Annotated in this window: 5 protein-coding genes; 4 read left to right on the forward strand and 1 reads right to left on the reverse strand. The window is 67.2% G+C overall.

What is annotated here, in order from left to right; translation table 11 throughout:
• The first annotated feature begins 108 nt into the window (after positions 1-108).
• The 3 genes from AC1DYI_RS26195 (at position 109) to AC1DYI_RS26205 (ending at position 3,039) form a co-directional block, all read left to right on the forward strand.
• Positions 109-1,851 carry a sigma 54-interacting transcriptional regulator gene (locus AC1DYI_RS26195; protein ID WP_477207067.1) on the forward strand — a complete coding sequence of 581 codons (1,743 nt, stop codon included), beginning with the start codon at positions 109-111 and terminating at the stop codon, positions 1,849-1,851.
• 77 nt (positions 1,852-1,928) lie between these two features.
• Complete coding sequence (locus AC1DYI_RS26200) at positions 1,929-2,312, forward strand: cupin domain-containing protein (RefSeq protein WP_477207063.1); 384 nt, start codon at positions 1,929-1,931, stop codon at positions 2,310-2,312.
• Positions 2,313-2,340: 28 nt separating this feature from the next.
• Positions 2,341-3,039, forward strand: a complete 699-nt coding sequence (locus AC1DYI_RS26205; protein WP_477207064.1) for an exonuclease/endonuclease/phosphatase family protein — start codon at positions 2,341-2,343, stop codon at positions 3,037-3,039.
• Positions 3,040-3,090: 51 nt separating this feature from the next.
• On the opposite strand, the gene AC1DYI_RS26210 is transcribed toward AC1DYI_RS26205, so the two are convergent.
• Positions 3,091-3,870: a hypothetical protein gene (locus tag AC1DYI_RS26210; protein WP_477207065.1), complete on the reverse strand. Its 780-nt coding sequence runs from the start codon at positions 3,868-3,870 to the stop codon at positions 3,091-3,093.
• Positions 3,871-4,278: 408 nt separating this feature from the next.
• Between AC1DYI_RS26210 and AC1DYI_RS26215 the strand changes: the two genes are divergently transcribed.
• Entirely contained in the window at positions 4,279-4,797 is a 519-nt protein-coding gene (locus tag AC1DYI_RS26215; RefSeq protein WP_477207066.1) for a hypothetical protein, read from the forward strand.
• The last annotated feature ends 218 nt before the right edge of the window (positions 4,798-5,015 follow it).

Raw genomic sequence — 5,015 nt, forward strand, 5'->3', positions numbered from 1 at the left:
ATGACCAAGCCCGCGCATGAGTCGACAACGGGTCGCCGACAAGCCGACTTGTCCACCACCTCGGGCTCAAGGATCTCGCTCGCCGAAGTGGCCCGCCAGACCGGCACCATGCTGCGCCGCGGCGACAGTGCGCACTTCGTCGACGGCCAGGCGCCGACGATGGCGGACCYGACCGAGTCGCTCTTCTTCTCGCCTGGCGACGGCCGCATCTGGCTGAACGACCAGCGCATGCTGCTGATGCACAGCTCGGCGATGGGCCATTTGCGCCGCGAGCTGATCGACACCCTAGGGCTGGACCGGGCGCGCGGCCTGCTCACCCGTGCGGGCTACGTGGCCGGCGCGCGCGACGCGCAGCTGGTGCGCGAGCGCTGGCCGCAAGGCGACGCCGCCAACGTCTTCATGGCCGGCACGCGGCTGCACGCACTCGAAGGCGTGGTCAAGGTCACGCCACTGGCCTTTGACTTCGACATCGACCGCGGCACCTACGAGGGCGAGTTCCTGTGGGAACACTCGAGCGAAGACGATGAGCACATCAGCGCCTACGGCATCGGCACCGAAGCGGCCTGCTGGTCGCAGGTGGGCTATGCGACCGGCTACGTGACCAGCCTGTTCGGCCAGCTCGTCGTCTTCCGCGAGATCGAGTGCCGCGCGATGGGCGCCAGCGTATGCCGCGTGATCGGCCGCCACGCCGCCGCCTGGGGCGACGTGAGCGAAGACCTGCGCTATCTGCAAGCGAAAGACTTTCGCAGCCTGTCGGTGCCCGCGGTCGCTGCTCCTGGGCCCACGGCACCGGCCAGCGTGGTGGCCGTGGCCGCCCCGGTCGRGGGCGGCGATCGCCACGAGATCGTCGGCGCCTCGTCGGCCTTCAACTCCGCCTGCCACCAGCTCGCCCGCGTGGCCGTTACGCGCGCCACCGTGCTCTTCACCGGCGAGTCCGGCGTCGGCAAAGAAGCCTTCGCGCGCAGGCTGCACCGCATCAGCGCCCGCGCAGAGCAGCCCTTCGTCGCGGTGAACTGCGCCGCCATCCCCGAAACCTTGATCGAGAGCGAGCTCTTCGGCGTCGAGCGCGGCGCCTTCACCGGCGCCAGCCAGTCACGCCCCGGCCGCTTCGAGCGCGCCGACAAAGGCACCCTGTTCCTCGACGAGATCGGCACCCTCAGCCTGGTGAGCCAGGGCAAGCTGCTGCGCGCGCTGCAAGAAGGCGAGGTCGAACGCGTGGGCGGCACCCGCACGCTGCGGGTGGACGTGCGCGTGGTCGCCGCGACGAACGTGGACCTGCAGGCCGAAGTCCAGGCCGGGCGCTTCCGAGAAGACCTGTACTACCGCCTCAACGTCTACCCCATTCACCTGCCGCCGTTGCGCGAGCGGCGCGACGACATCCCGCTGCTGATGAATCACTTTCTGCGCCGAGAAGCCGAGCGCCACGGCCGCCACCCCACCGGCTACACGCCCCGCGCCGTGCGCGCGATGCTGCACTACGCCTTCCCCGGCAACATCCGCGAGCTGCAGAACCTGATCGAGCGTGGCGTGATCTCGGCCGAAGACGGCGCGGCGATCGATGTGGCGCACATGTTCCGCCGCGAGCAGCTCAGCGACGAAGCGCTGCTGGCGATTGGTGCGCACGGCATGCTGACGACGCCGAAAGATGGCGACGCGCCGCAGCGCCTGCTGGACCTGCTGACCAGCACCCTGGGCCGAGACGGTTCGGACTTCTCTCTGCATGAACTGGAGCGCCGGCTGCTGGATGAAGCGGAGGCGGCAGAGAGCGGGAACCTCGCCGYGGCCGCCCGCCGCCTGGGTCTGTCCCGCGCCCAGTTTGCCTACAGGCTGGAGCGGGCTCGCAGCGCCTAGGCTGGGCCTTTTCGGCCATGCCACGGGGTCATCGGCATTTGGCTAGCATTCGTTCAATCGCAACGACGCCACCGCTCATGTCCACCTCAACATCGCCGCGACACATCGCGGGATCGCTCACTGAGTTCTGGTCCCCTCGCGTGATCGCAGAGGTAGACGACAACTTCGTCAAGGTCGCCAAGGTTCACGGTTCTCTGGCGTGGCATGCCCATGACCACGAAGACGAGCTTTTTCTGGTGCTCCAAGGCCGGCTGCGCATCGAGCTGGAGGACGGGGTCGTCGACTTGAACGAAGGCGACATCTACGTCGTGCCCAAAGGGGTTCGGCACAACCCCATCGCCGAAAACGAATGCCTGCTGATGCTGATCGAGAAGAAGTCGACGCTGCACACCGGCGACGTGGTGACCGACAAGACGCGGTCGCTGGATGAGCAGCTGAGACCGGTCGGCGCCGGCGGCTGACAGTTCATCCTCCACGCGAGGAAGAACCGTGCGCATCGTCGCCTGGAACTGCTGCCGCGGCCCGTTCGACAAGAAGCTGGCCGCGCTGGCGCAACTGGCGCCCGACGTGGCGGTGATCTCGGAGGCGTTGGCACCCTCCAAACAGACGAACCAGGTGCTCTGGTTCCCTTCCGCCTCGAGCCTGGGTATCCAGGTGCGCGCTTACAACGGCTACCGGCTCAGGCGCCTGAAAGCCTCACCCGATCTGCCGAACTGCGTGGTGCCGGTGCGCGTCAGCGGCGGCCCGGTCGACTTCAACCTGCTGGCGGTGTGGACCTGGCCGGCGCCGAGCTACGTCCAAGCCTTCTTGAACGGCCTGACGGCCTACGAGCGGCTGCTGAAACGCGGCCCGAGTGTCGTGGCCGGCGACTTCAACGGCAACCCGGTGTTCGACAAGCCGAAGGCGCGCGCGAAGTGGTGGACCAGCGGGTTCGACCGACTGCACGCCGCCGGGCTGGTCAGCGCGTACCACACGCACCACGGCGTGGCCTATGGCGACGAGGCGCACGCCACCCACCACTTTCTGCGCAAGCCCGAGCGCCCCTTCCACATCGACTTCTGCTTCGTGCCGAAGCGCTGGGTCGATGAAGGGATGGAGGCGCAGATCGCCAACGGGCCCGAGTGGCACGCCTTGAGTGACCACTTCCCGCTCGTCGTGGGCAACGGCATCTCACCACTGCGCAACTGAGGTCGCCGCCTCAGCGGGCGGCGCGAACCTCTGGCTGCCGTCGGCGTCGCTTCAGTGGGCTTGGCCGCGTTTTTCCGAACTCTTCACACCGTCCAGGTGCAACCCGTGCGTCAGGGCGTAATTCAGAACCTCGTCGCTGTTGGAGAAGCGATCTTCCAGTGACGTCGAGTTCTGGCGCTCGCCCCGGCCCGGCGCCGGTGGGGCCAGCTGCGAGTCGACGCCCAGGAAGTCGAGGATCTCGTCGCGCCGCGCATCGATCGTCTCGGTCGTGACCTCGAACAACGAATGCTTGGCCACCCGCCGCTTGATCGAGTCGTAGCGGGCGTCCAGCCTGTCGCAGTACGCCTCGAAGACGCGGGACTTGAACTCGATCGGCGGAATCTCCGGCTCCGCGATCCCCTGCGCGGCGCGCTTCTTCTTGCCCTTGCTGCCCCATTCGCCGGTGATCTTGGCGATCTGCAGCGACGACCACTGCGCGAGGACGTTGTCGCGGCGCAGCAGAATCATCTTCCAGGACGGATCGGCGAGCAGGTAGTCGATCACCCGCGGATCGTGGTGCAGCATCATCTTGAAGCCGAACACCGGCTTGGCCTGCGGCCGCTTCGACCAGGCCTCCATCAGGTCTTCCAGGTAGACCAGTGGTTCGTTGCTGGCCTTGTCCAGCGTCCGCTTGGACATGATGCCCAGTTTGCGCATCGCGCCACCGTGCAGGTTGAAAATCTCGCCGAGGCAGGCCACGTGCGGGTGGGTTTCCAGCGCTTGCACCAAGTGCGAACTGCCCGACCGCGGGGTCGACAAGATCACGTAACGCTGGGACGAAGGCAAATCCATGGGCACACCTCTCCTGTGTTGTTGATCGCATGGGCTCAAGCGCCCGAAGCCCGTTCAAGTGTCGGGAGAAATGGTATTAATTTTGCGAGTTATGCCCAACCCCTAACTGGTTAGAGATGCGGATGTCGCTTTTCTCGTTCGTTTTACGTCTGGCCGTGCCGTCATGCGGTTGGACGCCCGGTCTTCTGGTCGGTTCACCGCCGGCGCCGGATGATCCGGACGAGGAGCGGACGCAGCCACCGTGGGCCCCTACCTCGTACCCCCTACCCCCTGCTTGCCACCGGCCGTGCGTCATTTCTCGCGCCAAAAATCCAGTCGCCGCCCCCCCCGCGCGGGCGAGGTACACCGCTTGCCACTCCACCGGCAAGCAGTCGCGATGGTCGCGGCTGCGCAAGCCAAGGAGTTGCCATGGGAAACGTAACAAAGGACCAGACCTCAGCCAACCGTGACCCGATCACCGGCGCACCAGGCGCCCACCCGGTCGGCACGGGATTCGGCGCCGTCATCGGTGGCGCCGCTGCGGGCGCGGCCACGGGGACTGTTGCCGGGCCAGCCGGCACTCTCGTCGGTGCGGCTGTGGGCGCCGTCCTCGGCGGGCTGGCCGGCAAGGGCGTGGCCGAGATGATCGACCCGACGGCCGAAGACGCGTACTGGCGCGAGAACTACAAGACCCGCGACTACGTGGGCGACAGCAGCTACGACGACTTCGGCCCCGCCTATGCCTATGGCGTGGAGGCTTTCAGCACCTACCCGAGCCGCCCCTTCGACGAAATCGAGCCGGAGCTGTCGCGCAAGTGGACGACCGCCCGCGGCAAGTCGTCGCTCGAATGGGACCGGGCCAAGCACGCCACCCGCGACGCGTGGTCTCGCGTCAGCGACGCAGTCGAGCGCGCCACCCCCGGGGATTCAGACCGAGACGGCAAGTAAAGTCTGCGACCCCTTCGGCTTCTTGACCGGGGCCGAAGGGGCGTCAGCGTTGGGGCGTCTCGCCCGCCCGCAGCGGCTATGCTTCAACGTCTGAAGCACGAAGAAGTACACGGGCGGACATGACCCTTCAGCAGTTGCGTGACCTCATCGCGGTTGTTGCGCATGGCGGCTACCGGCCGGCGGCGCGGATGCTGGGGTTGTCGCAAGCCGGCCTGACC

The organism is Ideonella sp. P3_A4 (assembly GCF_056403075.1).

Bases quoted from the DNA above. Each gene is read 5' to 3' on its own strand.
- AC1DYI_RS26200 (WP_477207063.1), top strand. From the start codon at position 1,929: ATGTCCACCTCAACATCGCCGCGACACATCGCGGGATCGCTCACTGAG.
- AC1DYI_RS26210 (WP_477207065.1), bottom strand. From the start codon at position 3,870: ATGGATTTGCCTTCGTCCCAGCGTTACGTGATCTTGTCGACCCCGCGG.
- AC1DYI_RS26215 (WP_477207066.1), top strand. From the start codon at position 4,279: ATGGGAAACGTAACAAAGGACCAGACCTCAGCCAACCGTGACCCGATC.